Genomic DNA, 6,685 nt, shown 5'->3' on the forward strand with positions numbered 1-6,685 from the left:
GGCTACCGCAGTAACAGGGTAACCGTTTTGATAGTAGTACAACAAGTAAACTAACTGGCTAACGACTCAGAATCTGGATGAGGCTCATGCGTCTCAACGACTGTCAATATAATACGGCTGTCCGCTGACCCTTTATCAGAAGCCTTATCGAGCTTCACAATACTACTATCTTGCCCATCTGTTTGTTCAGGCTCCAAAGTTAGGTGCACGACCCCACCATTGACCAAGTCACCGAATAAAATCATACTCGCCAATGGCTTTTTGATTTCGTCTTGAATCAAACGCTGCATTGGACGGGCACCCATTAAGCGATCGTAGCCTTTATTAGCTAAATAATCACGCACCTCATCATCAATTTCTAAGGTAACCTGCTTATCATCAAGCTGAACTTGTAGCTCAACCAAAAACTTATCAACCACGGATACAACGACTGAGGTATCAAGCGGATTGAACTGGATAATTGCATCAAGGCGATTACGGAATTCAGGCGTAAACACACGCTTGAGCGATTCGGTATTGTCACGGCTATGATCTTGCTCTGTGAAGCCCATAGACGAGCGACTGATACTATCCGCACAGACGTTGGTGGTCATAATAACGATGACTTGCTTAAAGATAGCGACGCGACCATTATTATCTGTCAAGGTACCATGATCCATCACTTGCAGTAGCAAGTTAAAGACGTCTGGATGTGCTTTTTCGATCTCATCAAGCAATAACACACAGTGCGGATGCTGATTGATTTTTTCAGTCAATAGCCCACCTTGATCATAACCAACGTAGCCCGGAGGTGCACCAATCAGACGTGAGGCGGTATGCGCTTCCATATACTCTGACATATCGAAACGTACCAGCTCAACACCCAATAAGTTTGCTAACTGACGAGAGACTTCCGTTTTACCAACCCCTGTCGGACCGGCAAACATAAATGAGCCGATTGGCTTATCTGGTGCTTTTAAACCGGCACGAGACAATTTAATCGCATCTGCCAAGGTTGCAATAGCTTCATCTTGCCCAAACACTAAGTGCTTAAGATCACGATCTAAGTGCTGAAGAATACTCTTATCATCACTTGATACTGACTTGGGTGGAATACGCGCAAGTTTGGCGACAATAGCTTCGATATCCGCCACATCAATTTTTATCGGTGCACGTTTGACGTTTGACTTTTTATTATCAGTCAATTTGGCACGGTCATTGGCTTTCGCAGTGTCTGCTTCATCCTGCATTTCGTTATCACTATAAGTGTCAACATCAAGACCATCATCGTCAATCTGTGCATCAAAGTCTTGCTCTAACGTAGCAATAAAGCTTTCTTCTGCTTCTATATCATCTGTATCAGCCACAATGCCCAAACGCTTATAAGCGCCTGCCTCATCAATAACGTCGATTGCCTTATCGGGTAAAAAGCGTTCATGAATATGTTTCGCTGATAACTTCACAGCGGTGACCAAGGCTTCATCGGTATATTCAACATTATGGAACTCTTCATAACGTGGTTTAAGACCGCGTAAAATATCGATCGTATCGTCAACACTTGGCTCTTTAACATCAATCTTTTGGAAACGACGTGATAAAGCGTGGTCTTTTTCAAATACCTGACGGTACTCTGTAAAAGTGGTCGAACCGATACAACGCAGCTCACCGTTGGCAAGTGCTGGCTTAATGAGGTTTGAGACATCCATATTGCTACTCATTGATGATCCTGCACCAATAATCATATGAATTTCATCAATAAACAAGATAGCATTGGGCTTTTTCTTAAGTGCATCAAGGAGCGATTTCATGCGTTTTTCAAAATCACCGCGATACTTAGTACCAGCGATTAACGAACCAATATCAAGGCTATAAATCACACAGCCATTCAATGGTTTCGGTGCTTTGTCATTGATAATTAACCACGCCAAACCTTCAGCGATAGAGGTTTTACCAACGCCTGGCTCACCGACTAGCAATGGATTGTTCTTACGGCGACGACATAATACTTGCGCTGCTCGCTCAATCTCAGGACCACGTCCAATCAATGGATCCGTTTTGCCTTCAGCAGCACGCTGATTTAAATTGGTCGCAAACTCAACCAAGGGATCTTTACTGGTTTTCTCTGAAGCACTACTACGGCGCTCACCCGTCATAGAAGCGCGCGGCTCAGCAGGTTCATCTTTATCTTGACCATGTGATAAGTACTGAGTCAGCTCAAGACGACTGATGCCCTGTTTTTTGAGTAAATACACAGCATAAGTGTCATGTTCTGAAAACATCGAGACCAAAATATCTGATCCTTCAACCAAGCGACCACCGCCGATAGATTGTACATGAAAAATCGCACGTTGCAGAATACGGTCAAAACTTTGGGTTGGCTGTGGCGATTGCTCCGTATCCGGATCGACCGTTGGGGTATGCTTATTTATATAAGCCTCAAGCTCACTACGTAGCGCTGAGACATTTGCATTACAGGCCGTCAAAGTATTGGCAGCGTGCGTATTTTCTAAGAGTGCCAGTAAGAGATGTTCAACAGTGAGATACTCATGCGATTTTTGGCGCGCAAGGGTCATTGCTAAACGCAAAGAAACTTCAAGATGACGACTTAACATAAGGAATTCCTACGGTTGTGCCTATCTTTATAATTGATAGCTTTATAAATGAGTTAGTAAGTAAATCAGGGCGATAGCTGCATTGTTCAAGGGCAATCTGAGTATTATTAAATAGTGTGATGAAATACTGGCTTCCATGACTGAGACCTGATTCCTACCTCTCTTTATATCAACATGATACTCAAGTATAGTCAATCTATTAACGCATATTAAAATGTATCGAAGTGTCCCAACCACATTTTTTTCACTGATAGTATTTATGTAGAAAGTATAATAGTCGTGTGGAAAGGCTAGCGCTCATGTAGAAAAGCTACACATTATTAAGAGATTTGTATAATGCAAAGATAGAATAAAGACAGGCAGTAATAACGAAGGCTACGGTAAAGAGAGGACTTAATTCGATTTGAAAGAAAGCGTTTTAGAACAAGTTGATTAATAGCACTTGCTCTAATTTGCTTGATTACATTTGTTCTAAAAATATTGGAGGGCTGAGTACAGTTAATACAACCAAAGGTATGACGTCGAAATATGGTTCGCTTAAAAAAATGAGCGCTTAAAAAAATAAAAACTACTCGCCTTGATGCGGCTCGATTTGGGTCAATAATGGGTACCCTTCACGATGGGCAAGACTATTAACTTTTTTGGCTTTGGTCTCAGCAATATCTTTGGGATAAATACCTGCAATACCTTTGCTGCTATTATGAATCGTCAGCATAATCTCAACCGCCGAATCCATACTATGATGGAACTCAGACTGTAAAATATAGACGACAAACTCCATCGGCGTATAATTATCGTTATACATCACCACAGCATACATAGGCGGCTTGGCCACTTCTGGCTCTGCCACCAATACATCAGCATGTGGGGTCGTTTCGCCTTCAGGCGTGCCAATTTGCGCAAGGCGCATGGGCATATTAGGAAAATGCCAGTCCGATGTGACTGGCGTTGCTGCTGCTATCGTTTGTTTTATCATAATTAGAACACAGATGAATGGCTAGGTTTCATGAATAATTATCTTTATAAGAATATAAGAGAATAAAGATATAAAAGAGTGTTAACAATAGCAAGCAGAGCACCACTAAGCAGCCGGCTACCTGCTTTGACGACCATTAAGGTTTAATAGGGCTTTCATCAACTTCTGGTAAATCTAAAAGTGATAGTGGCATGCTATCAACCTTAGCACCAAGCTTCCAATCATACAACTGCTCGATTTCCTGCCCACCAGCATTTAGGTTGAGCTTAACCTGCAAAGGTTTGAAACCTGCTGGCATCATAAAGCGACCACGAATACGCGTCACACCTTCAATGGTATAGCTGACTGGGTCTAATGGCACTTCTACAAAATCATCATCATCAAGTAAAGTCAGCGTTGGTTTTAAACGTTTGGCCTTACCGTCGCTTGCGAGCATCGCAACATCAAAGCCATACTCAAAGGCATTCTCAGGTAAGGGTTCAATTTTTGCTCCCAAGATCTGTAAAGGCAGACCGCCTTTTTCACTAACAATCTCAGCATAGAGGTCATTTAGCTGCGCCACTTGTCTATTTTCGACCGTCAAAGCTTGCTGATTTTCGCGTAACTCTTTGATATTTGCCAAACTTATTTCGAGCTCTTGTTTGGCAGTAGCCACTTGATTGGTGGCGATTTTATGACTGACACGCAAATCTTCTAGCTCTTGTAGCGACTCTTTACTGGTAATAATCGCTTGCTTAGTTTCTGTTTGCATTGAATGATAGCCACGTTGATAACCAAGTTTATGACCAAATACTAGCGCGACAACTGCCGTTACTAATATCGCAATCACAAATAACGCTAACACCAATGTGGAAGCGCCCTGCTGCGAGCGAGCAATGCTGTAATGCTTCGTAACACTACGCTGATTGTCAGAATATAGCGATGAACAATGTAAGCTACGCTCCAATTCATACGAAACAGATTCTTGGCACGATGGGCGTGCTGGCAGTGAGCAAAAGCGTAGTACACTTTTAAAACGCATTTAGACAGTATCTCTTAACAGGGAAGGCAAGTTATTATAGCGGAATTTATAATCAATACCTAGCATCATAAATAGCAATGATTTAGCAAAAAACCAAACATCCGTTAAGGTACGATGGGCGCGAAGTTTAAACCAATAGACTCATCAAACCCAAACATGACATTCATGTTTTGCACCGCCTGCCCCGCTGCTCCTTTGACCAAATTGTCTTGCACAACAATAACAGTCAATTCGGCACGCTCATTATCTTGATGCACCGCAATACGTAGCCGATTGCTAGCGCGCACACTGCGAGTATCTGGATACACCCCTTTTGGCATCACGTCAATAAACTGCTCGGACGCATAGCTTTCTTCAAATACTTGTTGCCAATCTATCAAAGCACCGGCGTCAGTCAGCTCCATATGAATAGAGCTCAACATACCACGTATCATAGGCACAAGATGAGGCAAAAAACGGATACGATGGCTAAATTTACTGTCTAATAACTGTGCAACACCCTGCTCAATCTCTGGCAAATGGCGATGACCTTCTACACTATATGCCTTAAAATTGTCTGTGCTTTCAGCATAGTTAAGTGCGAGACTTGCTTGACGACCGGCACCAGAAACACCAGATTTGGCATCAATAACAATACGTGATTCAACCAACGCCACTGATTGTTGGTTCTGCAAATCTATAATTGGTTTTAGGCCCAAGATAGCCGTGGTTGGATAGCAACCAGGGTTTCCAACGACCAAAGCATTAGCTATTTTGTCGCGATTGACTTCAGGTAAGCCATAAACAGCGGTTTTTAATAACTCAGGACAAGTATGCGACTGTTGGTACCAGTGTTCAAAGTCACTCAATGACTGCAAACGAAAATCAGCAGCTAAATCAATTACTTTTACCCCAGCTTGAGTAAGCGCTTCTGCTTGCTTCATTGCAACGCCATGCGGTGTAGCAAAAAATACCACATCGCACTGTTGTAATGCCTCAAGCGTCTTATCCCCTAAGTCGCTAAATACAATATCTGATATACCACGTAAACTTGGGAATATCTCATCAGCACGAGTGCCCGCCTCACTACGCGAGGTTAGCAAATCAATAGACACTTCAGGATGGGCAGACAATAAACGTATCAGCTCAATACCCGTATAGCCTGTGCCACCAACAATCGCTGCTGAAATCATAAGATATCCCTTTTTTATTTTTCGTGTTACTTTTTGAAGTGCTTTCTAAATTCTATAGTCATGTACCGCATCGATAAATACTTTGGCATTATCAGGATTGACCCACTGGGTAATACCATGACCTAAGTTTGCCACGTAGCCAGTCTTTTCGCCATTGGCATAAGCGCTATCTAGCATGGCATTGACTTCAGCACGGATGGTTGCAGGCGAACCGTATAAAGTCGCGGGATCTAAATTACCCTGAATGGCTTTGCTACTTTGTAGCTTTTTATGTTGTTTGGTTAACTGACGCTGACTTTCGGTTAATACTTGACGGGCACGATCAATAGGCATCGTCCAATCTAATCCTAGCGCATCCGCTTCACTATCTGCTTGAATATCAAGCCACAAGCCGCCGCCTTTAGTAAACAATACTACAGGCACTTCAGGATGGCGTACCTTTAACTCAGCGACAATGCGCTTATTATAAGCATGTGAGAAATCAATAAATTGACGATGGCCTAACGCGCCGCCCCAACTATCAAAGATCTGTAATATCTGCGCACCAGCAACCACTTGGGCATCAAGATAATCAATCACAGACGTTGCCAGTTTGTCTAACAATTGATGTAAAAACTCAGGATTACTATACAAAAAGCCTTTGGTATAACGGTAATCTTTTGAGCTACCGCCTTCAATCATATAAGTGGCAAGTGTCCATGGGCTACCAGAAAAGCCAAACAACGGCACTTGCCCATTAAGCGCGGTACGAATACTAGTAACTGCGCGCATGACATAGTCAAGAGAGTCATTGACATCAAGTACCGGCAATCTATCCAAATCAGCCTGCTGACGAATAGGATGTTTAAACTTGGGACCTTCACCCGCTTCAAAATAGAGACCCAAGCCCATCGCATCAGGAATGGTCAAAATATCACTAAACAAA

General features: G+C 42.7%; 5 protein-coding genes. All 5 read right to left on the reverse strand.

The window, feature by feature from the left end; translation table 11 throughout:
* Positions 1-50 precede the first annotated feature (50 nt).
* A complete protein-coding gene (clpA, locus tag VLN09_RS08595; protein WP_325245603.1) occupies positions 51-2,591 on the reverse strand; it encodes an ATP-dependent Clp protease ATP-binding subunit ClpA in 2,541 nt (846 codons plus the stop codon).
* Between the two features lie 568 nt (positions 2,592-3,159).
* Positions 3,160-3,567, reverse strand: a complete 408-nt coding sequence (locus VLN09_RS08600) for an ATP-dependent Clp protease adaptor ClpS (RefSeq protein WP_325245605.1) — start codon at positions 3,565-3,567, stop codon at positions 3,160-3,162.
* A gap of 136 nt (positions 3,568-3,703) precedes the next feature.
* A complete protein-coding gene (locus VLN09_RS08605) occupies positions 3,704-4,588 on the reverse strand; it encodes a hypothetical protein (RefSeq protein ID WP_325245607.1) in 885 nt (294 codons plus the stop codon).
* A gap of 104 nt (positions 4,589-4,692) precedes the next feature.
* Positions 4,693-5,760, reverse strand: coding sequence for an N-acetyl-gamma-glutamyl-phosphate reductase (gene argC / locus VLN09_RS08610; RefSeq protein WP_325245609.1), 1,068 nt, complete (start codon positions 5,758-5,760; stop codon positions 4,693-4,695).
* A 45-nt stretch (positions 5,761-5,805) separates the two neighbouring features.
* On the reverse strand, positions 5,806-6,685 hold an 880-nt coding region (locus VLN09_RS08615; RefSeq protein ID WP_325245611.1), incomplete at its 5' end, for a uroporphyrinogen decarboxylase.

Origin of the sequence: Psychrobacter sp., assembly GCF_035469765.1 — a bacterium.
Classification (GTDB): domain Bacteria; phylum Pseudomonadota; class Gammaproteobacteria; order Pseudomonadales; family Moraxellaceae; genus Psychrobacter.

Bases quoted from the DNA above. Each gene is read 5' to 3' on its own strand.
- clpA (WP_325245603.1), bottom strand. From the start codon at position 2,591: ATGTTAAGTCGTCATCTTGAAGTTTCTTTGCGTTTAGCAATGACCCTT.
- VLN09_RS08600 (WP_325245605.1), bottom strand. From the start codon at position 3,567: ATGATAAAACAAACGATAGCAGCAGCAACGCCAGTCACATCGGACTGG.
- VLN09_RS08605 (WP_325245607.1), bottom strand. From the start codon at position 4,588: ATGCGTTTTAAAAGTGTACTACGCTTTTGCTCACTGCCAGCACGCCCA.
- argC (WP_325245609.1), bottom strand. From the start codon at position 5,760: ATGATTTCAGCAGCGATTGTTGGTGGCACAGGCTATACGGGTATTGAG.